Origin of the sequence: Bartonella raoultii (genome assembly GCF_019659805.1) — a bacterium.
Taxonomy (GTDB): domain Bacteria; phylum Pseudomonadota; class Alphaproteobacteria; order Rhizobiales; family Rhizobiaceae; genus Bartonella; species Bartonella raoultii.
Map to the genome: position 1 here is coordinate 52,253 of NZ_JAIFRO010000003.1, position 22,229 is coordinate 74,481.

The 22,229-nt window shown below is 35.5% G+C and carries 24 protein-coding genes and 2 tRNA genes; 10 read left to right on the forward strand and 16 right to left on the reverse strand.

Translation table 11 applies throughout. The annotated features are described in order from the left end of the window. Positions 1–36: 36 nt before the first annotated feature. The 7 genes from purL to rpe all read right to left on the reverse strand — a co-directional run bounded on the left by purL (position 37) and on the right by rpe (position 7,103). Positions 37–2,247, reverse strand: coding sequence for a phosphoribosylformylglycinamidine synthase subunit PurL (gene purL, locus K3248_RS02920; protein ID WP_220716870.1), 2,211 nt, complete (start codon positions 2,245–2,247; stop codon positions 37–39). Positions 2,248–2,546: 299 nt separating this feature from the next. After that, positions 2,547–3,218, reverse strand: a complete 672-nt coding sequence (gene purQ, locus K3248_RS02925; protein ID WP_220716871.1) for a phosphoribosylformylglycinamidine synthase subunit PurQ — start codon at positions 3,216–3,218, stop codon at positions 2,547–2,549. 11 nt (positions 3,219–3,229) lie between these two features. After that, positions 3,230–3,469, reverse strand: coding sequence for a phosphoribosylformylglycinamidine synthase subunit PurS (purS, locus tag K3248_RS02930; protein ID WP_220716872.1), 240 nt, complete (start codon positions 3,467–3,469; stop codon positions 3,230–3,232). 77 nt (positions 3,470–3,546) lie between these two features. Beyond that, the gene (gene purC / locus K3248_RS02935) at positions 3,547–4,311 is read right to left on the reverse strand and encodes a phosphoribosylaminoimidazolesuccinocarboxamide synthase (RefSeq protein WP_220716873.1); all 765 of its coding nucleotides are present in this window, start codon (positions 4,309–4,311) and stop codon (positions 3,547–3,549) included. Between the two features lie 174 nt (positions 4,312–4,485). Further along, the gene (locus K3248_RS02940) at positions 4,486–5,034 is read right to left on the reverse strand and encodes an RBBP9/YdeN family alpha/beta hydrolase (RefSeq protein ID WP_220716874.1); all 549 of its coding nucleotides are present in this window, start codon (positions 5,032–5,034) and stop codon (positions 4,486–4,488) included. 79 nt (positions 5,035–5,113) lie between these two features. Next, on the reverse strand, positions 5,114–6,418 hold the full coding sequence (purB, locus tag K3248_RS02945; RefSeq protein ID WP_220716875.1) for an adenylosuccinate lyase: 1,305 nt from the start codon (positions 6,416–6,418) through the stop codon (positions 5,114–5,116). 10 nt (positions 6,419–6,428) lie between these two features. Next, positions 6,429–7,103: a ribulose-phosphate 3-epimerase gene (gene rpe, locus K3248_RS02950; RefSeq protein ID WP_220716876.1), complete on the reverse strand. Its 675-nt coding sequence runs from the start codon at positions 7,101–7,103 to the stop codon at positions 6,429–6,431. Positions 7,104–7,248: 145 nt separating this feature from the next. Here rpe and K3248_RS02955 point away from each other — a divergent pair, with 145 nt between their 5' ends. Both K3248_RS02955 and dksA read left to right on the forward strand, forming a co-directional pair. Further along, positions 7,249–7,785 (forward strand): flavin reductase family protein, encoded by a 537-nt coding sequence (locus K3248_RS02955; RefSeq protein WP_220716877.1) that lies wholly within the window; start codon positions 7,249–7,251, stop codon positions 7,783–7,785. A 322-nt stretch (positions 7,786–8,107) separates the two neighbouring features. Continuing rightward, entirely contained in the window at positions 8,108–8,524 is a 417-nt protein-coding gene (gene dksA / locus K3248_RS02960; RefSeq protein WP_220716878.1) for an RNA polymerase-binding protein DksA, read from the forward strand. A gap of 47 nt (positions 8,525–8,571) precedes the next feature. On the opposite strand, the gene K3248_RS02965 is transcribed toward dksA, so the two are convergent. Continuing rightward, the gene (locus tag K3248_RS02965) at positions 8,572–9,111 is read right to left on the reverse strand and encodes a flagellar biosynthetic protein FliO (protein ID WP_220716879.1); all 540 of its coding nucleotides are present in this window, start codon (positions 9,109–9,111) and stop codon (positions 8,572–8,574) included. A gap of 210 nt (positions 9,112–9,321) precedes the next feature. On the opposite strand from K3248_RS02965, the gene K3248_RS02970 reads away from it, so the two are divergent. Next, on the forward strand, positions 9,322–11,859 hold the full coding sequence (locus K3248_RS02970) for an ATP-binding protein (RefSeq protein WP_220716880.1): 2,538 nt from the start codon (positions 9,322–9,324) through the stop codon (positions 11,857–11,859). Between the two features lie 281 nt (positions 11,860–12,140). Here K3248_RS02970 and purN read toward each other — a convergent pair whose 3' ends face one another. Beyond that, positions 12,141–12,752, reverse strand: coding sequence for a phosphoribosylglycinamide formyltransferase (gene purN, locus K3248_RS02975; RefSeq protein ID WP_220716881.1), 612 nt, complete (start codon positions 12,750–12,752; stop codon positions 12,141–12,143). Further along, positions 12,749–13,840, reverse strand: a complete 1,092-nt coding sequence (gene purM / locus K3248_RS02980) for a phosphoribosylformylglycinamidine cyclo-ligase (RefSeq protein ID WP_220716882.1) — start codon at positions 13,838–13,840, stop codon at positions 12,749–12,751. The genes purN and purM overlap by 4 nt, the downstream gene beginning before the upstream one ends. 164 nt (positions 13,841–14,004) lie before the next feature. Here purM and K3248_RS02985 point away from each other — a divergent pair, with 164 nt between their 5' ends. The 5 genes from K3248_RS02985 to K3248_RS03005 all read left to right on the forward strand — a co-directional run bounded on the left by K3248_RS02985 (position 14,005) and on the right by K3248_RS03005 (position 16,794). Continuing rightward, complete coding sequence (locus K3248_RS02985; protein WP_220716883.1) at positions 14,005–15,216, forward strand: AI-2E family transporter; 1,212 nt, start codon at positions 14,005–14,007, stop codon at positions 15,214–15,216. Continuing rightward, positions 15,213–15,902 (forward strand): DnaA regulatory inactivator HdaA, encoded by a 690-nt coding sequence (hdaA, locus tag K3248_RS02990; protein ID WP_220716884.1) that lies wholly within the window; start codon positions 15,213–15,215, stop codon positions 15,900–15,902. Before K3248_RS02985 ends, hdaA begins: the two co-directional genes overlap by 4 nt. Before the next feature lie 305 nt (positions 15,903–16,207). Beyond that, positions 16,208–16,284 (forward strand) — tRNA-Pro (locus K3248_RS02995). A 90-nt stretch (positions 16,285–16,374) separates the two neighbouring features. Beyond that, positions 16,375–16,680 (forward strand): ETC complex I subunit, encoded by a 306-nt coding sequence (locus K3248_RS03000; RefSeq protein ID WP_220716885.1) that lies wholly within the window; start codon positions 16,375–16,377, stop codon positions 16,678–16,680. A gap of 37 nt (positions 16,681–16,717) precedes the next feature. Next, positions 16,718–16,794: transfer RNA gene (locus tag K3248_RS03005), tRNA-Arg, on the forward strand. 849 nt (positions 16,795–17,643) lie between these two features. On the opposite strand, the gene K3248_RS03010 is transcribed toward K3248_RS03005, so the two are convergent. The 6 genes from K3248_RS03010 to K3248_RS03035 form a co-directional block, all read right to left on the reverse strand. After that, entirely contained in the window at positions 17,644–18,681 is a 1,038-nt protein-coding gene (locus K3248_RS03010) for a tyrosine-type recombinase/integrase (protein WP_220716886.1), read from the reverse strand. A gap of 9 nt (positions 18,682–18,690) precedes the next feature. After that, complete coding sequence (locus K3248_RS03015) at positions 18,691–18,897, reverse strand: hypothetical protein (protein ID WP_220716887.1); 207 nt, start codon at positions 18,895–18,897, stop codon at positions 18,691–18,693. A gap of 124 nt (positions 18,898–19,021) precedes the next feature. Further along, positions 19,022–19,645, reverse strand: a complete 624-nt coding sequence (locus K3248_RS03020) for a lambda exonuclease family protein (protein WP_220717142.1) — start codon at positions 19,643–19,645, stop codon at positions 19,022–19,024. Position 19,646: 1 nt separating this feature from the next. Next, positions 19,647–20,468, reverse strand: a complete 822-nt coding sequence (gene bet / locus K3248_RS03025) for a phage recombination protein Bet (RefSeq protein WP_220716888.1) — start codon at positions 20,466–20,468, stop codon at positions 19,647–19,649. A gap of 96 nt (positions 20,469–20,564) precedes the next feature. After that, complete coding sequence (locus K3248_RS03030; protein WP_220716889.1) at positions 20,565–20,975, reverse strand: hypothetical protein; 411 nt, start codon at positions 20,973–20,975, stop codon at positions 20,565–20,567. A 189-nt stretch (positions 20,976–21,164) separates the two neighbouring features. Further along, positions 21,165–21,476 carry an XRE family transcriptional regulator gene (locus tag K3248_RS03035; protein ID WP_220716890.1) on the reverse strand — a complete coding sequence of 104 codons (312 nt, stop codon included), beginning with the start codon at positions 21,474–21,476 and terminating at the stop codon, positions 21,165–21,167. Positions 21,477–21,569: 93 nt separating this feature from the next. Here K3248_RS03035 and K3248_RS03040 point away from each other — a divergent pair, with 93 nt between their 5' ends. Continuing rightward, the gene (locus K3248_RS03040; protein WP_220716891.1) at positions 21,570–21,890 is read left to right on the forward strand and encodes a hypothetical protein; all 321 of its coding nucleotides are present in this window, start codon (positions 21,570–21,572) and stop codon (positions 21,888–21,890) included. A 10-nt stretch (positions 21,891–21,900) separates the two neighbouring features. Further along, positions 21,901–22,221: a dATP/dGTP diphosphohydrolase domain-containing protein gene (locus K3248_RS03045; protein WP_220716892.1), complete on the forward strand. Its 321-nt coding sequence runs from the start codon at positions 21,901–21,903 to the stop codon at positions 22,219–22,221. The last annotated feature ends 8 nt before the right edge of the window (positions 22,222–22,229 follow it).

A 22,229-nucleotide genomic window follows, 5' to 3' on the forward strand; every position in this document is an offset into this window, starting at 1 on the left:
ATAATTCTCCTCAGTTTGATTAAGAGAAACGATTTTTTATTCTTTATCCATAAATTGCGGAAACCAGCTTTCATAAGCTTGTGTAAGTTTTTTTATAGAAAGCGTTAAGACCTCATCTATATTTAGGGAATCACCTTCAACTTTTCCAAGTTCTGTTAAGGGAACTGTATTTATTTGTGCAAGTTCTTTAAAGGTGTTGAGAGCACAAGGTTTTACTGCTAACAGATAGCGTCCTTGATCTTCTCCAAAAAGTTCTGCATGACAGGGTAATTTGTTAGTGAGTTTTGCTTTAATTCCTTTTTTTGCTTTGATCACCATTTCAGCAAGTGCAATGGCTAATCCACCATCAGACAGGTCATGAGCGGCATGAACAAGACCACGATTAATCACATCGCGAACAAATTGACCATGCTTTTTTTCAAGTTGCAAATCTACATGAGGCGGCGCACCAGCATCAATTTTCAAAAGATCACGGGCATAGATTGATTGTCCTAAATGTGAACCGCAAGGTCCAATTAAAATAATACTATCTCCATTTTGCATGCCACTAATTGTTACCATTTTAGACCAATCATCAAGAAGGCCGACACCAGCAATTGTTGGTGTTGGAGGAATTGCTTCACCATTGGTTTCATTATAAAGAGAGACATTTCCTGAAACGATAGGAAAGTCAAGAATTCTACAAGCTTCACCTATACCTTTAATAGCCAAAACCAATTGTCCCATAATGTTATTTTTTTCAGGATTACCAAAATTGAGATTATCTGTTGCAGCGAGAGGGATGGCGCCGGTTGTACTGATATTGCGCCAGCATTCTGCGACAGCTTGCTTTCCCCCTTCGTAAGGATCAGCTTCACAATAACGTGGTGTTACATCGGAAGAAAAAGCAAGAGCACGTTTATCGTCATTGTTTACCCGTATTATTCCAGCATCGCCGCCAGGACAAACAAGACTGTTTCCTTGTATAATTGTATCATATTGCTCATAAACCCACCGTCGTGAACTTTGATTGGCAGAGTTTAATAATGTAAGCAATGCTTCACCAAGATTTTCAACTTTTTTTACATCTTCTACTTTGAGCGTAGTTTTTTTTGCTGGTTCACTCCAAGGGCGATCATAAACAGGTGCCTCATTTCCGAGCTCTTTAATGGGAAGGTTAGCGACTTCTACTCCTTGGTGCAACACACGAAAGCGTAAATCATCTGTTGTTTTTCCTATAATAGAAAAATGAAGTCCCCACTTATGAAAAATTTCAGCTGCTTGCTTTTCTAGCTCTGGTTTAAGGATCATGAGCATACGTTCTTGGCTTTCAGAAAGCATCATTTCATAGGCTGTCATATTTTCTTCACGAACAGGAACTTTATCGAGATTAAGCTGTATGCCTAAATTTCCTTTTGCGCCCATTTCAACGGCAGAAGATGTTAGACCTGCTGCTCCCATATCTTGAATAGCGACAACAGCTCTCAGTTCCATAAGTTCTAAGCATGCCTCAAGAAGGCACTTTTCTGTAAAAGGATCACCTACTTGAACGGTTGGACGTTTTTCTTCAATTGCATTATCAAATTCAGCAGAAGCCATTGTTGCTCCACCAACGCCATCACGTCCTGTTTTAGCCCCAAGATAAACAACAGGAAGTCCTATGCCTTGTGCCTTAGAATAAAAAAGGGAGTCCGTCTTTGCAATGCCAGCTACAAAAGCGTTAACAAGGATATTGCCATTATAACGCTCATCAAAATTTACTTCTCCACCAACAGTTGGAACGCCAAAAGCATTACTGTAGCCACCAATGCCCGCAACAACACCAGAGACAAGATGGCGTGTACGAGGATGCTGAGGAGCTCCAAATCGTAAAGCATTCATTGCTGCGACAGGACGAGCTCCCATTGTAAAGACATCGCGTAAAATACCGCCAACACCTGTAGCAGCACCCTGATAAGGTTCAATGTAAGAAGGATGGTTGTGGCTTTCCATTTTGAAAACGACACATTGACCTTCACCAATATCAACGACACCAGCATTTTCACCAGGACCTTGAATGACACATTTTCCTTTTGTAGGGAGTGTTTTTAGCCACTTTTTAGAGGACTTATAAGAACAATGCTCGTTCCACATTGCTGAAAAAATTCCCAGCTCAGTAAATGTCGGTTCTCTACCAATTAATGTTATAATATGTTGATATTCATCATCTTTTAAGCCGTGTTGTGCAATTAATTCTGGAGTAATGGCAATATTATTGCAAAGATTCATGAGTATTTTATCCGTAAAACTGATCAAAATTTAGCATTTTTATTATTTAAAATCTAGCAATTTAGGTTTTAAATGGTTGTATGATTAATCCATTACAACTAATTATAAATTATCAGATGCAATTACGGTTTTTTCTTTGTAGGCTTTCAAAGTCTAAAAGCTATTTTATAATTGATCTTCATGTATTTAGGAAATCATATTTATTTTTTCTGTAAAACACTTAGTTTGTAAATTTACTGCGTAAAAAATGATATTGCTTTTTGATTTTTAAACTAAGGTGGGGGTATAGGATTTTTTTATCATCCATTTGCAAAGTCTAAAGCGCTTTGGAAAAGTAAACGACCATCACTACCTCCATGTGCATCTTCAATAAAATTTTCAGGATGTGGCATCATACCAAGAATATTACCTGTTTCATTGATAATACCAGCAATATTTTTCATTGAGCCATTAGGGTTTGTATTTTCTGTGTAACGGAAAACAATTTGTTCATTATCTTCCATTTTTTTGAGTGTCTCAGTATCAATAAAGTAATTTCCATCATGATGTGCAATAGGACAACGAATGATTTGCCCTTTGGAATAATAACGAGAAAACCTTGTTTTATTGTTCATAACTTCAAGTTTTATTTCACGACAAACAAATTTTAATGAAGTGTTACGCATTAAAGTGCCAGGCAATAAACCAGCTTCTATCAAAATTTGAAATCCGTTACAAATACCTATTATGGTAATACCTTTTTGTGCTTTTTCACGGACTGCTTGCAAGACTGGAGTTCGTGCACCAATAGCACCACATCTTAAATAGTCACCATAAGAAAAACCACCAGGAATAATAATAACATCTACATCAGGGATTGTAGATTCTGTTTGCCAAATTTTCAATGGCTCAATTCCCGTGATATGACGTAACGCTGTAATCATATCTCGATCACGATTTAATCCAGGGAGTTGAATAATGGCGGTTTTCATGGGGACTCCATTTAAAGAAGTTCTATTGTATAATTTTCAATAACAGTATTTGCGAGTAACTCTTTGCACATTTTTTCAAGTTCTTGCTTTGTGGTTTCACTAGATTGATTATCGAGTACAATATCAAAAACTTTTCCTTGGCGAATAGAATGAATGCCTTTAAAAGCTAAACTCTTTAAAGCACCAAGAATTGCCTCTCCTTGCGGATCAAGAACGCTGTTTTTTAGAGTAACTGTAACGCGTGCTTTCATTTTTTATGTCCTATTGTTAAAAGTATCTTTTTGAAGAGGTATCCTTAATACAAGGAAGCCTATATTATACTACTTTTTTATTTTACTAAAACGGGACCACTTGGTCGTGGAGGATCATTTTCATTGATGATACCAAGACGTTTTGCTACTTCTTGATAGGCATTAATAAGTCCTCCCATATCATGGCGGAAACGATCTTTATCCATTTTTTCTCGTGTTTGCATATCCCATAATCGAGCAGAATCAGGAGAAATTTCATCAGCAAGAACGATGCGCATCGTATCATCTTCCCATAAACGTCCAAATTCCATTTTAAAGTCAATAAGTTGAATATTAACACCTGCAAATAATCCAGAAAGAAAGTCATTAATGCGAACTGAAAGTTGCATAATATCTTCTAATTCTTGTGGAACAGCCCATCCAAAAGCCGTGATGTGTTCTTCTGTTACCATTGGGTCATCAAGAGAATCGTTTTTATAATAAAATTCAATAATGGATTGCGAAAGAGGGGTTCCTTCTTCTAATCCTAAACGTTTAGAAAGAGAGCCAGCAGCAACGTTACGAACAACAACTTCTAATGGAATAATTTCAACAGCTTTAATGAGTTGTTCGCGCATATTTATACGCTTAATAAAGTGTGTTGGGATACCTAAACGGCTAAGATGGCTAAAGATATGTTCTGAGATACGGTTATTTAAAACTCCTTTTCCATCGATAATTTCATGCTTTTTGGCATTAAAGGCTGTTGCGTCATCTTTAAAGAATTGAATATAAGTGCCTGGTTCAGGTCCTTCATATAGAACTTTGGCCTTGCCTTCATAAATACGGTGGCGACGATTCATTGTGATTCTCTATATATTTGAGAGCTTTAAAATAGTATTGAAATTATAATATTATCCTAGTTGATAAAAATTCTCAATGACTGCTATAAAACTTCATACAATTTTTCTCATTGAAACTCCATCAGAGAGGAGCGGTGAGGGGGTATCGGTCAAATAAAAAAATTATCCTCTGGATCAAATTTTTGCAAGAAAGTGGGATAAAACCATAAGTCCTTCAGGCCAAGGTCCGTGTCCAGATTCTGCATTAATATGACCAGATTGTCCAGCATCAACAAAGAAGGCTCCCCAATCCGTAGCAAGACTTTTTGCTACGGAGAATTGACAAAATTCATCGTTGCGGCTAGCGATGACCACAGATGGAAAAGGGAGCTTTTTGCGGTGATAAGGACCAAATGTCATTAAATGTTTAGGACGTATTTTTTTATTAGCTACGTCTGGAGGTGCAACAAAAAAGGCACCACGAATTTTTTCTGTATTTTGTACAGCTGCATGAATAGCTGTAGGAACGCCTAACGAATGGGCTATAATAAAAATAGGTTTTTGAGCACATGCAATAGCACTTTTAACTTCGTTAACCCATTCTTCACAAACAGGTTTTGACCAATGGGTTTGTTTAACGCGGTGGGCTGTCGATAATTTTTGTTCCCAGCGTGTTTGCCAGTGATCAGGACCAGATCCTTTATAGCCAGGAACAATAAGAATATCCAGTTGATTTGCTTTCATGAATTGCTTCCTTCATGATAAGGGCATTAGGGGATAAAATTAAGTGAAAAGAAATTTATTTTGTATATAATTTCTTGTATTATAGTTCAAAGATACGTTTAAAAATTGTATCGATATGTTTTGTATGGTAGGAAAGGTCAAATTTCTCCCGGAGTTCTTTTTCACTTAAAGCTTTTGTAACATCTTTGTCTTGGAGTAATTCTTCTAAAAAATCTTTTCCTTGTTCCCAAACTTTCATTGCATTTCGTTGTACAATTCTATAGGCGTCTTCGCGGCTTATTCCAGCTTGTGTGAGTGCTAAGAGCACGCGTTGTGAATGAATAAGACCTCTAAATTTATTAAGATTTTTTTGCATATTTTCCGGATAAACAATTAAATTCTCAATGACGGATGTGAGGCGAGCAAGGGCAAAATCAAGCGTAATGGTAGCATCAGGACCAATATAACGCTCAACAGATGAATGAGAAATATCTCGTTCATGCCAAAGCGCTACATTTTCCATAGCAGGAATTGTAAAGGCACGTACCATACGTGCTAATCCTGTTAAATTTTCTGTTAAAACTGGATTACGTTTATGGGGCATTGCAGATGAACCTTTTTGTCCAGGTGAAAAATACTCTTCGGCTTCAAGAACTTCGGTTCGTTGTAGATGACGTATTTCTATGGCAAGTCTTTCAATGGATGAAGCAATAACACCAAGCGTTGCAAAAAACATAGCATGACGATCACGTGGTATAACTTGAGTAGAAATTGGTTCAGCGCGCAATCCTAATGCTTTTGCGACATGTTCTTCAATACGTGGATCAATATTTGCAAAAGTACCTACAGCTCCTGAAATAGCACAAGTAGAAATTTCTTCACGTGCTGCAAGAAGACGTTTACGACAGCGGGAAAATTCAGCATATGCAAGAGCAAATTTAACTCCAAATGTTGTTGGTTCAGCATGAATACCATGACTACGTCCAATGGTAATTGTTTCTTTATGTTCAAAAGCACGCTTTTTCAATGCTTCAAGAAGTTTATCTATGTCTTTTAGCAAAATATTACTGGCACGCATTAATTGAATATTAAATGTTGTGTCGAGAATATCTGATGATGTCATACCTTGGTGGATAAAACGTGCCTCTGGTCCAATAAATTCAGCTAAGTGGGTTAAAAATGCTATAACATCATGTTTAGTGATTGCATCAATTTCATCAATGCGATTGACGTCAAATTCTGCCGCTGTTCCTTTTTCCCAAATGACTTTTGCTGCTTCTTTGGGAATAACACCTAATTTGGCGAGCGCATCACAAGCATGCGCTTCAATTTCAAACCAAATACGATATTTCGTTTTAGAAGACCAAATTGCGACCATTTCAGAGCGAGAATAACGTTCTATCATAATTTTTTCCTTATTTTGAGAGGAATGCTGCTTGGCGCAATGCATGAATACGTGCTTTGTAAAGCTCTTTATTTCCATTTTTATAGATTGCAGAGCCTGCGACAAAAACATTAGCACCAGCTTTTGCTGCTATTCCGATTGTATCAACGGTGATACCACCATCAACTTCAAGATCAATAGGGCGATGTGCAATCATATTTTTAACGCGTGTTATTTTTTCTTTTATTGCTGGAATAAAACTTTGTCCACCAAAACCAGGATTGACTGTCATGATGAGGATAAGATCTAATTGATCAAGCAAATACTCCAAAATATATTCTGGGGTACTTGGATTAATTGCAATTCCAGCTCTTTTCCCCATTGCTTTGATTGTTTGTAGTGAACGATGAAGATGAGAGCTTGCTTCAGCGTGAATGGTTATGATATCAGAACCCGCTTTTGCAAAAGCTTCCAAATAGGGATCGACAGGTGCAATCATTAAATGGACGTCAAATATTGCTTTGGTTAATGGACGAAGAGCCTTGACGATATCGGGACCGAACGTAATATTAGGGACAAAGTGGCCGTCCATAACATCAAGATGAAGCCAATCTGCACCAGCATCAATGACATCCAAGACCTCTTGTCCAAGTTTGGAAAAATCAGAAGCCAAGAGTGAAGGTGAAATGAGATGAGAATGAGGCATTATGATCTCCTTGGTAGGCTGTTTAGTAGCATGTTGTTGTGTATACATAAATATTATTTATGGTATGACCTAAAAGAAAGGGTACATATGATCGTTTTTTCTGGGGAATATCACTTGGAATTTAAAAGCTGTATAAGTGAGAGATATGTCAAATCATACAATATCTGTAATGCCTAAACTTCAACATATTGTTACTGTTTCTTCGCAAGAATATCGAGATGCTATGAGCCATTTTGCAGGGGCTGTGCATATTGTTACAACAAGTGGTATTAAAGGAAAGCGTGGGGTTACTGTTTCGGCCTGTTGTTCTTTATCTGATAATCCTCCAACACTTCTTGTTTGCCTTATGCGTCATAATCTTAAGAATCAATTATTTGTGGAAAATGGAAATTTTTGCATTAATAGCTTGGCAGGAAAGCATCGTTTATTAGCAGATATTTTTTCTCGGCGTTACAATAATGATTCACAAGCGGAATGTTTTGATGAAGCACAATGGGGAACTTTACAAACTGGAGCTCCTAGTCTTTTAGATGCTCTAGCATCGTTTGATTGTCGTTTAATTTGTTGGCACGAGCATGCAACCCATTGTATTTTGATTGGAGAAGTTCTTGCTATAAAGCGTAATCAAGACAATGATGCTTTGATGTATTTAAATCGTCAATATCATACTCTGCCTTTATAAAAATTATTCTTTTTGCATTATGAGACAATACATTGTCGATATGTTAAAATATGAGCTTAATAATGGTCTAAGGAATATGCTTGTATGATTTTGAATCTATTTTTTTATGCTTTTATAGTTTTTAAAGCATAACTTAGAAAAAAAATCTATTGAGATCCTTGGCACGTAATTGTTAAGAAAAATTATACTATACAAAAAATAAATAAAACTATGGTGGCTGTAAACACATTTATAAGGTGCGCTAAAAAGTATTTTCCACTTGCGTTGATTTGATATTGCACAATATATAGACTGCACGTCTATATGTGGAGGTTTTGGTGGCATGAGTGAAGAGATTGATGGTCAATATCACCCTAGTGAAGATGAGCCTTTTATGAATGAGAGACAAAAGGCGTATTTTCGTGCTAAATTGGTTTCATGGAAGAATGATATCTTAAGAGAAGCACGGGAAACTTTGGAAAATTTACAAGAAGAAAATGTTGGTCAACCTGATTTGACAGATAGAGCATCTTGTGAAACTGATCGTACAATTGAACTCCGTGCTCGTGATCGCCAAAGAAAACTTATTTCAAAAATAGATGCTGCTTTGGAACGTATTGATAATGGTACTTACGGTTTTTGTGAGGAAACTGGTGAGCCTATTAGTTTAAAACGTCTTGAAGCTCGTCCAATCGCTGTCTTATCATTAGAGGCACAAGAACGCCATGAACGGCGGGAAAGAGTTTATCGTGACGATTAAAATGAATTGCGATCATGAATGAAATGCAGATCTAAGAAACGTATATTTTATTTTTTAAGGGGAGGAATCGATAAAGATGGCTCTTGTCGTCCTTCGATTTCAGCGGTGATCGCTGAATCTTCCATGTGTTGTCTCATAAAAGAGGATGGAGTATTACTTTGCGGATTCTTTTTTTCATTTACGGAAAAAGATCTTTGTTCGGTAAAATTTGGATTTGGATTGGTTTGCGTTGTTGTTAGTATTGTTTGCATCTCCTTTTTTTGTTGATATCCAGCTTTTTGTCTGATGTTTGTATTGATAATCGTCGATTCTATTACAACATCTTTTAATCCACCAATAAGAAGTAAATGCTCTGTATCATCACAACGTACCAAAACGAGTTGATGTGTACGATTGATAGCAATTTTATCGCATAGGGTTAAGCGTGGCAGATTCTTTTTTCTGTTAGCTCTAAATCTTCTTGCATTTAAACGACGTAAAAGTAAGATAATTATAGTAATGGCGGCGATTGTTATTATAAAAAATATCAAGCTTATTGTTATGTTTTCTGCAGATGTATCTATTTTATTGGATAACCAGACATACATAGAATTTCTCTCAGTTTAGAATCAAAATATTATTTTTTATTGTGTTTAATTTATAAATATATCTTTAAAAGCTTTACTTAAATATAGACAAGATCTTTTTAACGTTAAGTGTTTTTGCTAAGAGATATAGTATCATGGTATATCCCTCATAACAATGATTATGGAGGAAATTTGTGGTATAAGAAATGACCATAATCAAGGTAAAGAGAGATGGATAAAGGTTTTGAGAATCATGAAAAATCATGGTCTTCTTCTCTGTATCGGGGAGTTGTGATTTTTAATGTTGTTTTTTTTATAGTTTTTTTATTTTGTGTAGGGTTTCTTGTTTCTTTAAATCCGCAAAGCTTTTTGCAAAAGCTTATGTTAATTTCTTTTTTGAGTTTAGCAGTTATAGGAGCTTTTACACTTATTTTTATAGCAATGGGTACTTTTAGATACTATACTGCGCAGCGGCGTGAAGATTTTGATCTTAGTCTCTTTGATACCATTGATGATGTAATTATAGTCTCAGATCTTTCAGGTTTTGTTTATTATTCTAATCAAAACTATCAAAAAATTGTTACCTATAAGCCTGAATCTTCTTGTTATATGGTAATTGCTGCTCTTCCAGGAGCTGGTGCAATTGCGTATCGCTTAAAAGTGGCAGCATGTAAGAATCTGGTAGCACAAGAAGAATTAAAGGTTGAGCAGCCGATTTTTAAATACTCTATACAAAAAAAATCTGCTTGGTATCATATTTCTGTTCAACCGATTGAAAAACAGAGAAAAAAGCTTTTATTTTGGCGTATTGCTGATATTTCGCATTTACAAGAGAATCGTGAAGTTTTTGTCTCAAACCTTCAAGAAGCTGCTAATCATTTAAACCAAACGCCTATTGGTTTTTTATCTGTTAACGCACAAGGGAGCATTCTTTATTCTAATACAATTTTTGCAGAATGGTTTTCAATTGATTTGGCAAACTTTATTGTTGGTCAATATCATTTTGATCAATTATTTAATAGCGTTGGAACCAATAATGCTTGGAATGATATTTATTTACAGAGTGAGAAATATCAAAGTTTAGGTTATTCTTGGCCTTATATATTTTCGTTATATTTAAATTTACAAAGCGGTGTTACGAAAAGATTGAATTGTTTTATGTCTTCTTCTTTAGAGGATGAACATATTTATCGTATTGTGATAATCCCACATCAGTTACAACAAAAAGAAAAAAATGATGAATCACAATTACCACATTTGTTGATAGAGTATTTTGATGCGAGTCCTTTTGCAATCGCCGTGACAGATGTGAATGGATACGTTCTTCATATGAATAGAGTCTTTTCATCACTTATGGGATGTATAGGTAAAACACTTAATCTTTATGAAGTTATACTTCAGCGTGATTGTGTGCAGCTAGAGCGTGCATTTCAGAAAGTTACGAAAAATAAAAATTATTCTGTTTCATTAGAAACAGTATTAGAGAAAAATGAAGAACGCCATTTACGTCTCCATGTTGTTTCTTTTCCTCCATATTATGATGATGTATTGCAAGATTTGGTTATTATCTCTGTTGTAGAAATAACAGAACAGAAAACGCTTGAAGATAAAATGATGCAAAGTCAAAAAATGCAAGCTGTTGGACAATTGGCAGGTGGCATTGCCCATGACTTTAATAATGTTCTAACAGCAATTTTAATGTCATGCGACCTCCTTTTAAATATCCATCGTAGTTCTGATCCTGCTCATGCTGATCTTATCAATATAAAAAATAATGCTAATCGCGCAGCTGCACTTGTGCAGCAGTTACTTGCTTTTTCTAGAAAGCAAACACTTCGACCTGAAAAAGTTGATTTTACAGAATTTTTATCAGACATTCGCAATCTTATTTTGCCTCTTTTAGGTAATAATATTCAGTTAAAAATTATTCATGGAAGAGACTTGTGGAGCGTTGAAGTTGATCAAGCATCTTTTCAGCGTGTTATTATGAATTTGGTTATTAATGCACGTGATGCTATGGAAGATGGGGGAATTGTTACTATTGCGACAAACAATATTACAAAACAACAAAGTGCTGAATATGATAATGTTGGTTTCGCAATTGGGGAATATGTGCAATTGACGGTTTCAGATACGGGAACCGGTATACCTGTTGCAATACAAGAAAAAATGTTTGAACCGTTTTTTACAACAAAAGAAGTAGGAAAAGGAACAGGTCTTGGCCTATCAATGGTGTATGGAATTATCAAACAAACAGGTGGGTACATTTACTGCGATAGTAGAGAAGGAGAAGGAGCAACTTTCCATATTTTTCTTCCACGTTATATTTCTCATAATAATCAAGAAGTTTCTCTGCAAATTGAAAAAGGTGAAGAGAAAGAAAAAAATACAGATTTAACAGGATCAGCGACGATTTTATTGGTTGAAGATGAAGACTCTGTCAGAATGGGTGGAGTAAAAGCTCTTCAAATGAGAGGATATACTGTTTTAGAAGCAGCAAGTGGAGTAGAAGCACTTACTCTTCTTGAGGAAAATAAGGGAGATATCGATATTATTGTTTCTGATGTGGTAATGCCAGAAATGGATGGACCAACTTTGCTTAAGGAAGTACATAAAAGCTATCCTAATATAAAATTTCTTTTTGTTTCAGGGTATGCAAAAGATGCTTTTTCTAAAAACCTTCCTCAAGATGCCGTTTTTGGTTTTTTATCAAAACCATTTACACTCAAACAGTTAGCTCTAACAGTTAAAGAAACACTTGCAGAATAAAATAAAAAAATTATGAAGTAAAAAATTATATCTTTAAAAATTCTAGGGTTGAAAAATACGCATTCTTAGAAAAGTAAAGAGAGGATATCTAAGATTAGTAAATCCAATAAGCAAATGACATTTGAAAATTTACAATAAGAATAGGCTTGCATTTTTGCACAAAGAGATTTATGTCATAGAAATTTCTTATATTTCTTATTATGTAAAAAATCATACAGTCTACACAAGAGACATGTAAGGATCATTTTAGAGACACTCTTGAAAAGCGTGTATTGAGCTATTCAAAAGGATAAAAGTTGTTGTTGCATATCTATCATATTGTCTTTTCCATCAATAAAAGCTTTTAAAGCTTCAGGATAGAGTTTATGTTCAGCTTTAAGAACTCTTTGTGCTAGGCTTTCAGTAGTATCATTATGACAAACAGGAACAGCTGCTTGGGCAAGAATTTTTCCTTCATCCATATCTTCTGTTACAAGGTGGACAGTACAACCAGTGATTTTAACACCTGCTTGCAAAACTCTTTCATGTGTTTTCAAACCTTTAAATGAAGGTAAAAGAGAAGGATGAATGTTTAGAATACGTCCTTCATAAAGTTTTACAAAGCGTGATGAAATAAGGCGCATATAACCAGCAAAGCAGATAAGATCTGGCTGGTATTGCGACAAAACTGTAAAGATAGATTCTTCATGTGCTTCTTTTGTTGGATGGCTTTTGCGAGCAATCACATGAACAGGCAAGTTACTGTTTTGAGCTTTTTCAATGCCCTTAGCATGAGGATTATCACAAATAACAGCGATGATTTCAGCAGGATACTCTTGTTGTTTACTCGCTTTGACGAGGGCAACCATATTGGATCCGTTACCAGAAATAAAAACAACGACTTTTTTTTTCATAAATGAAGTGCACCTTTATAAAGTATTGCTTTATCTTCTTCTTGGCGTTTTGTTAAAATGCCGAGGGAAGTGACAGTTTCTCCTTGCATTTTTAATGCTTGTGTAATTGTTTCAGCTGCATGTTGTTCTACAATTACAACCATACCAATACCACAATTGAATGTTCGTAACATTTCTGTTTCTTCTATTCTACCTTGTTTAGCAATCCATGAAAAGACGGGGGGCACATGAATGTTAGAAAGATTAATTTCAGCGCAGAGAGAAGAGGGAAGTACACGTGGAATGTTTTCAGAAAAGCCTCCCCCTGTGATGTGGGAAAGAGCATTGATTCCTTTATAACCTCGTATGATAGGAAGAAGTAATTTTACATAAATGCGTGTTGGAGTAAGCAACGCTGTGCCAAGATTCATTTGGGGATTAAAGGGAGCAGGATCATTCCATTTGAGATTATTTTGTTGGACGATTCGTCTAACAAGTGAAAAGCCATTGGAATGAACTCCAGATGCGCTAAGTCCTAAAATAATATCACCTTCTGCAAGTTTTTTTGAAGGAAGCAATGCATTACGTTCAGTCGCCCCTACAGCAAAGCCTGCTAAATCATAGTCTTCTGCTGCGTACATATCAGGCATTTCTGCAGTTTCTCCTCCAATAAGAGCTGTCCCTGCTTGTTTACATCCTGCTACAATACCAGAAACGATTGCGATACCTTGTTGAGGGTTCAACTTGCCAGTTGCAAAATAATCGAGAAAAAAGAGGGGCTCAGCGCCTTGTACAAGCAAATCATTAACGCACATAGCAACGAGATCAACACCAACAGTGTCATGGATACCTGCTTCAATGGCAATTTTTAATTTTGTTCCTACACCATCATTGGCAGCGACAAGGATTGGATCTACAAATCCTGCTGCTTTTAAATCAAAAAGGCCACCAAAACCACCAATTTCTGCATCTGCTCCTGCTCGTTTTGTTGTGCGTATGAGAGGTTTGATTTTTTCTACTAAAGCATTTCCCATATTGATATTTACACCAGCTTTTGCATAGGTAAGACCACAATTGGATTTATCATTTATTAAATTGTGCTTGCTCATTAGGGCTTTCCTCATGGAAAATCAGGTTTTTACGTTATATTATGCAATGCCATGATAGAGTTGTTTCTGCAAGAGATATTAATATTTATGTTAACATAAGAACTTTTCTTGACCCGAGTTGAAGAAATTTATAATCTTTATAAAGCGTTTTTTTAGGATATTTTATGAAAAAGATATCAGGTAATCACGGACATTTTTCTTGGCAGCTTATGAAAAAGAAAGTTAGTGAAAATGGATCACGTGATCGTTATAAAACTTATGTACCAGCTTATACGCAAGTACCTTTACCCAATAATATGAAAAAGCAAATTTTTTTCTGGCTTGGTACGCTGATTTTTTTTGTGCTTTTTATGTTTGTTTTTGGATCTATTTTACTTCCTTTCGTAGCAGGGATTGTACTGGCTTATTTTCTTAATCCCATTGTTCAATTGCTAGAAAAATTTGGTATTTGTCGTGTTTTGGGAACTATTCTTATTACCCTATTTATTGGTGTTGTTCTCGTTGCTGCTTTAATTATTTTAATTCCTCTTATCAGTGGGCAAATACAGCAATTTGTTAGTGATGGTTTACCTGTTTATATTAATCGTATTCAAACTTTTTTTATTGAGCATGATTTTAATTGGGTAAGACACTATTTTGGGAGTGATCCAAATGAATTACAAAGTAATATTAAAGGACTTTTGGGAAAAAGTTCTGATTTTATTACGTCTCTCTTGAATTCACTTTTAAAATCAGGAAAATCTATTGTTAATATTATCAGCTTATTTGTCGTGGCGCCTGTGGTGGCATTTTACATGTTATTAGATTGGCCGCGTATGGTGACAGCAATTGATTCGTTGATACCACGCGATCATCTTGAAACTGTTCGCAGTATTTTTCACGAAATGGATAGAGCTATCGCTGGATTTGTTCGTGGGCAGGGAACAGTTTGTCTCATATTAGGTGGGTATTATGCTGTTGGTTTGACAATCACAGGACTTAATTTTGGCCTTTTGATTGGTATGTTTATTGGCCTTATAAGTTTTGTTCCTTATATTGGTACAATGAGTGGGTTTATATTTTCTGTTGGTGTTGCATGGGTTCAATTTTATCCCAGCAATTGGTGGGGAATTGTCGTCGTTATGGTTCTCTTTTTAGTTGGTCAATTTATTGAAGGTTACATTCTTCAGCCGAAGTTAGTGGGGTCATCAGTAGGCCTTCATCCAGTGTGGTTGATGTTTGCACTTTTTGCTTTTTCTTCACTCTTTGGATTTACTGGTATGCTTGTTGCCGTTCCGGCAGCAGCAGCTGTTGGTGTTTTGGTGCGTTTTGCTCTTCATACTTATCTTAATTCTCAAATGTATTCACGAAGTGGAAATTCGGAGCCACTAGAATGAATAAACTTGAAACACAATTACCTTTAACCTTTTCTGATAATTCGGTTTTTCATGTTGATGATTTAGTAGTGACAGAAAGCAATCGTATGGCTTTTCAACTTATTGATCATTGGCCAAATTGGAGCTTACCTGTTGCGGTTTTAATTGGAAAAGAAGGATCTGGAAAAACGTACTTTTCTCGTGTTTGGACACAAAAAGCTGATGCTTTAAATATTCAATGCAATGAAATTGATCAGGCTATTGCTATAGCTGCTTTAGGTAAAGCATTTTTAATTGAAGATATTGATGCTGGAGAAATGAATGAGACAGGACTATTTCATTTAATTAACAGTATTAAGCAAGCAAATCTTAATTCAAGTAAAGCTACTTTATTGATAACTGCACGGACAGTACCTTCAGCTTGGAATTTAAAGTTAAATGATCTCAAAAGTCGTCTTAATTCAGTTATGTTAGTTTCTCTTCATCAGCCTGATGATGCATTATTAACAGCTGTGGCTTTTAAACTTTTTTCTGATAAGCAAGTTATTGTTCATTCTGACATTGTACACTATCTTGTAAGTCGCTGTGAGCGTTCTTTATTTTCATTGAAGTGTGTTATTGATTCGATTGATCAGTTGGCATTGCAAAAAAAAAGCAAGATAACACGTGCCATTATTAATGAAGTTCTTCACTTAAAAAAATCTTAAATACTGTTTTAAAATATGATTTACCTTGTTGAGAAGAAAGTGGGCTTATATCTTATTTTGTTTTTCACCAATTCGTATGATAGTATCTTCTTTTATAATATTTTAGCATAATTCAAAGAATTGGAAGGCTTATTCTTTTATGGATGATGTTTTCTACTTTTATCGATATGCTATATCATTTTGTGGAAAAACTTTTAAAAAATTTTTTATGAAAAAATGTAATAAAATTTAAAAAAAATGTGTTTTTCACTTGCACTTCTGTTATGAAAATTTTAGGGAGTATAAATCAAAACAGATATAAATGGCGGAGCGTAGCGCAGCTTGGTAGCGCACCTGATTTGGGATCAGGGGGTCGTAGGTTCAAATCCTATCGCTCCGACCATGTTTTGTTTTATTTATGATAATAGCCCAATAGGGTGCGTGTGGTGAGAAATTATTATTCAAGTGTTATATAATCTGAAGGAAAATAACCATGATCGCACGTATTTATAGTCCTGCCAAGACAGCTATGCAGTCAGGAAGGGCAAATACTGGTTTTTGGATTTTACAGTATGAGCCGGTACAAGCAAAAGCGCTTGAGCCTCTTATGGGGTATACGGCAACATCTGATATGAATAATCAGATAAGGATTCGGTTTGATAGTAAAGAAGAGGCGATTGCTTTTGCATTTAAGAACGCCATTCCTTATCGTATAGAAAAGATACATAAGCCGATTCGGCGTGTTGTATCTTATGCTGATAATTTTCGTAATGATCGGCAGCTATCTTGGACGCATTAAGTTGAGGATGCTGTTGTACATTGAGAAATAATCAGTTGGTCCCGTAGCTCAGCTGGATAGAGCAACGGCCTTCTAAGCCGTGGGTCACAGGTTCGAATCCTGTCGGGATCGCCAAATTTCCATATAATTAATAGATTATATAAAAATTTTAAATTTTATATTCTTTTGATTCTATTAACTTTTTTCTATATGGTGTTTCAAATCTTTTTGAATTTTTTATTGGATTGGATGAGGAATATTTTTACCTTTAGGTCTTGAAGAGATGAATTCAGGGACTTTTAATCTTTGGGATTCTTTTCTTTAATATAGTATACGATTTTATCTTATTTCCAACTACAGTATTCTTAAAAGAATGAAAATAACCAGTTAACGATTGTTTTTATAGTAAAATATCTAGAAAATCTTAAAGACATTAGGGAATATTCTTTTGTATCTAAAGTAGGATTTAATCTCTTATGTTCTTTTTTTAAAGTTCCTTTAACAGAGGAGTATGCAATAGTTTGGTGATATCTTTTTAAAATCAGCAGTTGTAATATAGAGGCTGGTTAGATATATCAGTTTTAAGAAATTTTATTTTTCTTTTATTATCAGATTCTTATATTTTTATTTTAATTAAGTTATTTTATCAGAAACCTAAAGAAAAGACTATTACCTAAAGAAAAGACTATTAGAAGTATAATTTAGATAAATGATAATAAAACTTACTAAAAGCTTTAAGAATAAAAAGAGAAAGTTGATAAGAAAATATGCTTTTTTGTAAATTCTTATTTAAAGTTTTTATTGTCTCACTTTTTTTAGTGCACCTTATATTTGAAAACATATAAAAAATTAATAGATTATAGTGCAACATAAAGATAATGGTGGGCGTGACAGGCAAAAAGAAAGCAAATAAAATCAAAAAGTTATATTGAATATAAGGGAATTGATGAATCCTGATTCTATTATGTTTTTTGGGCTCTATCCCTAACTTTTTTGGAGCTTTTTTATTGCTTCTAATGCTAGCCTTTTACGATCTGCGCTCTTTGTATACAGAGATGCCATTTTATCTTCTGTCCAGCCAAAAATTGCTTTTAATTGTGAGACTGTTGCACCGGAATTAGCGGCGCGTGTTGCGGCTAATTTTCTCAAACCGTGTGCTGATTTTTTAATTCCAGCCGCATTACAAGCATCTCTAAATGCATTACCAAAACTTTCTTTGATAAATTTTTGATTAGTTTTACTACAGATGAATGTTTCTTCTCCAACAGGACCAATTTTAAGTGTCTCTGCTAATTCGGGTAAAATAGGAAGAAAAACATCTGTTTGGAATTTACTTTTCTCTGTTCTGAGATGAATGATATCATCTTTAACATCTTTCCAACCAATGCGAACAGCATCACCACGACGCAAGCCTGTGTAAAGAAGAACATCAATCCAAACACGTTCATGGGTACCATGTGACCAGCGTTGATAATATTTTTCAACATCTTCTTCTGTCCAAACAGCAAATCCATCTTTATTGTTGAGAGCTGGTCTTTTTACTCCTACTGTTGGATTAGTTTCCAAAAGACCTTGCTCAATTGCCCAATTAAAAAGTCCATTCAGTGCTTTCAGAAAATTTCTAGCCATTGCCGGTGTTTCTTTACGTCGTTCAACACCAGCTATGATATGTTTCTTATCAATCGCTTGGTATGGCATGTTTCCTACGCTATCGCATACTTTCATAAGAATGAGTTCTTTTTGTTTTTTGGTAGCTTTAGCAAGGCAATACCAATCAGAGCTGTTAAAATACTGTTTAAGCAGCCATGCAAATGAACCTTCAGTGAGTTTACCGACTTTAGGTTTAGGAGGTATAATCCCTTGTAATTCGGCAAGAGCATTTTTGTAGTTATCAACAAACTCTTGCGTTCCATAGGTTCCGCGGATTCTAATGCGTCTTCCATAACCAATACGTACATACCACACAATTTTACCATGGCGTGTGATTTCTTTGAGAAGATAAGGAGGGCGTGGTTTTGGCATGATGAAACTCTATAAGACGATATCATAATCATCAGATGATAAATTCCACAATTTATCAGGATGAGTATTTGCATTTGGTAATGGGATATCGGATTTGAGATAGATAAGCAGTTCCCCCGTAGGTTTGATTTCTATGAGTTCGCATCCTTGCTTTTTTGCTTCTCTTAAAGCCCGTGCAATGGCTGGTTGTGTTATGGTAGCTAGGCGATGCGCCATATCTGTTCTCCTCATTTGAAGTGCAATTCACCCGTGTCGTGAATCACGCATTTTTTTGCAAGTTGTTATAGGGAAAGGGTGGGGGTGCTAGGAGGCATGTGTGGACAGCAGCACCCCCATAAGGTTAAGCCGCTTTTGTTGAAATCTTTTTGATCTCTTGTTCTATTTCTTTTAAAAAGGCTTCTACAGCCTGATTAATTTGTTCAATATGTTTTTCATCACGGTGGATACGTTTGATTTTCATGCGTAAATGAGATGATTGTCCCGTAAAGCGCGGATCATAGCTGATGAAATCACACCATTTGCGTCCAGTACATGCCATTTGAAATTGCATTTGTGCATGATATTCAGGTTTGATCTCATCATTTATAAAGAAGCGCATATGGGTCGTTGATCTAGGACATTTGATTTCAATTAACCCGTGCTCATCAACGAGCCCATCAGGACTTGCCCCCGCCATTTCTATTGTAGGATGTTGAATAAAGCCGCATTTTGTAACATTCGCATCATGGATAAGGCTATATTCATGCAAGGCATTTTCTTCATGTTCAATGCCCCATCTCATATCTTCATTTTCATAATGGGGGCTTATTTCTCCCGTTAAACGTTCTGTTATAAGCTTGATTTTGTAGTCTTCATATTTGCTTGTAGGCGTTCCCTTTGCTGTTTTACTCAGTATGTTGTAAATATTAGAAGCGGTGACTTTTCCTAATCTTGCTTGAAACCATTCTGCCGTTCTTTGTTCCATCTCACACCGCCGTTTGTTGTTGCGTTTGTTCATATTCGATATCTTGGATATGAATATATTCTGCCTCTTGTACAGGCATCTCTATTTGCTCTTTTGTTGGTAAAGAGTGTTGTGCTTCAATCCTTTGCTTTTGTTGTTTCTCTTTCAAAAGGTGCAAAATGGTTTGCGCTTGTCCATCTGATATATCGGCAAGCGTGTTGGCTTTTGCATAAGTGAGAATTTTGTTTTCTTCTGTTTGCGTGCTGTCCATTAATTGTTTGATTTGCATAAGCGTTTCATAAGAGACCATTTTATCTTGTATATTTTGGTTTACTTCATTGATGCGCGCGGCTTCATCTTCTTCATAAATACCTGAAAAACCAAAAGCATAGCGCGCACATTGTATGGTTGCTTTATGACGCAACATGCGTGCTGGGTATTTTTGCCAAGTATCAGTTTTTTGTTTGCATTCAGCTAAATATTCAGTAACTTCGATAGGGTCTTTAATATTTTTAAGACGAATAGCGCATTTGATAGCAATGATATTGCCCTCTTTATCAAGTTGATCTTGAAAGGTCATCCCATCAAATTGAGGATTAGACTTAATAATCTTAATCCATCCGTCGATTGAGACGACAGGAATAATGCCGCCGCCTCTTTTAGGAAGAGCATAGATCTCTTTGGTTAAAGGGTTAAGACCATAGGTATTGGCTACCGAAATAAAAGCAGCGAATTCTTCATCAGAGAAGTTATAATTGATACATGTTTTAATGATTGTTTTTCGAAATTGTTCATGAGAAAACCCATATTTACTTGCCATGGTTGTTAAAGGGGAATTTGTCATCTGTATTTCCTTTTAATGCACGCAACTTTCCCGTTGCGTGAAATACGCCTGTGTTTAAAGAAGCGTTCTGTTATGATTTGAGGAAAAGAGGCGCTTTTAAAAACGCCATGTATAGTTTGGGTAGTTTGGAAGAACGTCCCAAAAGGTTAAACGGTTTTGCTGTTCATAAGTACCGTATCTTTTGTCGTCATATTCTTGCTGTCTGATCTCATCTAAAAAAAAACTGTATGCAGAACTATGTTTTACAAAGTCATGAGGTATAATGTCGTTAAAACATTGTTCTTCACGTTGTTTAATGTAGAACTCAGCAAGATCTTCAGAGATATCTTCGCATCTGTTATTTATTGGTTCGATGCGCATGATTTTGATGGCATTATCGGCTTCGTCAATAAAGTCGATAATGTCTTTTTCTTCGTAGAAAGGTCCTGATTTTGCCAGATTTTGTGCTTCATTTTCGCACATGACTAAAAGAATCTCATCAGAATTTATAAAGATTGGTTTGTCCACAACTGCCTCCATAGAGCCTATTGGCAATGGTTAATTTATAGGATATGAGGCATGTATTTCATTTTTTATGAAAAGTGTCAATAAAAAAATTCATAAAATATGAAATATTGTAAAAGCAGAGGTCAACTATGGATACAGCAATATTAGAAAAACTTTGGAATTGTGGAGATAATAAAGTCAAGGCCGCTATTATTTTTTATCTAAGGAGCAAGAATTCTGAAGAATCGTTAAAACAGCTTTCTGAACTTCGGGCTTTGCTTGATAATACAGTTGAATAAACTGTTCGGACTCTTTGATTAAAAAAGGGGGGATTTCACCAAAAAAATTGATAATTTCTATTAATTCGCTTGCTTTTATCGATCTTTTTGTACCTGAATCATGCAACATGCTAGTTAAAGTAGATGGCAATACCCCTAAATGTTTAGCTAGCATTTTCTTACTGCCATGCCCATTTTTAGCTAATTGCTCACTAAGCCATACCTTTAACTTATCTGATTCCATAAGGTAAACTTCTTTCATATTAAATGAAAAATCAACAGAAAAAATATGAAATTTTATCTTGATAAAATTCATAAAATATGAAATTTTATCTTTATGAAAAAAGAACCTGCATTTACTATAATAAAATACTTAGGTGGTGTGATGAACGTTTCGCGCATTTTACAGAAAAGTAAGGGCGCTGTTTATCGTATTACTTATTCTAAGAGAAAAGGGGGAGCTAATGGATTATTCCCTTCAATTTATCAAGCGCAATTATTAAACTATGCACGAGATCATGGAATAGATTTACGTCCTGATGATTTCTTTTATCCAGAACGCTTGCAAAGATTAATGCAAGAGCAAGAAAGCTCTTCGATATCACGATTTGTGAAGAACTCACACGTTCATAGCTCGTGTGACATTTTACAGCCTTGAGGATATGATGATGGCTGTAAATGAAGCGCATAAGAATGATGATGGGAAGCCTCGTTTAGATCTTATACCGCCTTTAGCTCTTATGGAAATTGGTCGTGTTTTGGAGTTTGGGGCCAAGAAATACGGAGCAAATAATTGGCGTAATGGCATGGATTGGAGCCGATTTCACGGTGCAGCGTTGCGTCATTTATTAGCATGGTTTGGAGGGGAGGGTAAGGATAGCGAGAGTGGTTTATCACACTTGGCACATGCGGCTTGTTGCATTCTGTTTTTAATGGAATGTGAGGCAAAAGAGATTGGTTGTGATGACCGTCCTCTCAGAATGAAGTGAAGTAAAGG

Bases quoted from the DNA above. Each gene is read 5' to 3' on its own strand.
- purB (WP_220716875.1), bottom strand. From the start codon at position 6,418: ATGATAGAACGTTATTCTCGCTCTGAAATGGTCGCAATTTGGTCTTCT.
- K3248_RS02970 (WP_220716880.1), top strand. From the start codon at position 9,322: ATGGATAAAGGTTTTGAGAATCATGAAAAATCATGGTCTTCTTCTCTG.
- K3248_RS02985 (WP_220716883.1), top strand. From the start codon at position 14,005: ATGAAAAAGATATCAGGTAATCACGGACATTTTTCTTGGCAGCTTATG.
- purL (WP_220716870.1), bottom strand. From the start codon at position 2,247: ATGAATCTTTGCAATAATATTGCCATTACTCCAGAATTAATTGCACAA.
- purQ (WP_220716871.1), bottom strand. From the start codon at position 3,218: ATGAAAACCGCCATTATTCAACTCCCTGGATTAAATCGTGATCGAGAT.
- K3248_RS02940 (WP_220716874.1), bottom strand. From the start codon at position 5,034: ATGAAAGCAAATCAACTGGATATTCTTATTGTTCCTGGCTATAAAGGA.
- K3248_RS03010 (WP_220716886.1), bottom strand. From the start codon at position 18,681: ATGCCAAAACCACGCCCTCCTTATCTTCTCAAAGAAATCACACGCCAT.
- K3248_RS03020 (WP_220717142.1), bottom strand. From the start codon at position 19,645: ATGGAACAAAGAACGGCAGAATGGTTTCAAGCAAGATTAGGAAAAGTC.
- purN (WP_220716881.1), bottom strand. From the start codon at position 12,752: ATGAAAAAAAAAGTCGTTGTTTTTATTTCTGGTAACGGATCCAATATG.
- purM (WP_220716882.1), bottom strand. From the start codon at position 13,840: ATGAGCAAGCACAATTTAATAAATGATAAATCCAATTGTGGTCTTACC.
- K3248_RS03040 (WP_220716891.1), top strand. From the start codon at position 21,570: ATGAAAAAAGAACCTGCATTTACTATAATAAAATACTTAGGTGGTGTG.
- K3248_RS02965 (WP_220716879.1), bottom strand. From the start codon at position 9,111: ATGTATGTCTGGTTATCCAATAAAATAGATACATCTGCAGAAAACATA.
- K3248_RS03000 (WP_220716885.1), top strand. From the start codon at position 16,375: ATGATCGCACGTATTTATAGTCCTGCCAAGACAGCTATGCAGTCAGGA.
- K3248_RS03035 (WP_220716890.1), bottom strand. From the start codon at position 21,476: ATGGAATCAGATAAGTTAAAGGTATGGCTTAGTGAGCAATTAGCTAAA.
- rpe (WP_220716876.1), bottom strand. From the start codon at position 7,103: ATGCCTCATTCTCATCTCATTTCACCTTCACTCTTGGCTTCTGATTTT.
- hdaA (WP_220716884.1), top strand. From the start codon at position 15,213: ATGAATAAACTTGAAACACAATTACCTTTAACCTTTTCTGATAATTCG.
- K3248_RS03015 (WP_220716887.1), bottom strand. From the start codon at position 18,897: ATGGCGCATCGCCTAGCTACCATAACACAACCAGCCATTGCACGGGCT.
- dksA (WP_220716878.1), top strand. From the start codon at position 8,108: ATGAGTGAAGAGATTGATGGTCAATATCACCCTAGTGAAGATGAGCCT.
- purC (WP_220716873.1), bottom strand. From the start codon at position 4,311: ATGAATCGTCGCCACCGTATTTATGAAGGCAAGGCCAAAGTTCTATAT.
- bet (WP_220716888.1), bottom strand. From the start codon at position 20,468: ATGACAAATTCCCCTTTAACAACCATGGCAAGTAAATATGGGTTTTCT.
- K3248_RS03045 (WP_220716892.1), top strand. From the start codon at position 21,901: ATGGCTGTAAATGAAGCGCATAAGAATGATGATGGGAAGCCTCGTTTA.
- K3248_RS02955 (WP_220716877.1), top strand. From the start codon at position 7,249: ATGTCAAATCATACAATATCTGTAATGCCTAAACTTCAACATATTGTT.
- purS (WP_220716872.1), bottom strand. From the start codon at position 3,469: ATGAAAGCACGCGTTACAGTTACTCTAAAAAACAGCGTTCTTGATCCG.